Source organism: Rhizobium sp. SVR5-2C (assembly GCF_056755115.1).
The window spans coordinates 1-275 of record NZ_JBNDHT010000394.1; the positions used below are offsets into that span (position 1 = coordinate 1).

Below are 275 nucleotides of genomic sequence, written 5' to 3' on the forward strand. Positions count from 1 at the left end.
GTGCTTCAAGGCCTCGCGCTCTTCCGCGTCAGGCGTCAGGACGACGATCTTTGCGAAGGCCGGATCGGGCAACTCGGGCGCCATCGCGAAGAAGAAGCGGGGCGCACCCTGGCCGACATAGCTGGTGCTGATCTTGGCCTCGGGTTGATCGTGCAGCCAACCCTCGAGCTTCTCGACAGTGGCCGTCGTCGTCTCGTTGCTGGTGCCCTCAGGCAGACGAACCTCCACCAGCACTTCCGGGCGGTCAGAGGTCGGAAAGAATTGCTGCTTGACAC

The 275-nt window shown here is 63.3% G+C and carries 1 protein-coding gene; it reads right to left on the minus strand.

All coding sequences use genetic code 11. The annotated features are described in order from the left end of the window. On the minus strand, positions 1 to 275 hold a 275-nt coding region (locus ACPYOI_RS36235), incomplete at both ends, for a hypothetical protein (RefSeq protein ID WP_481424193.1).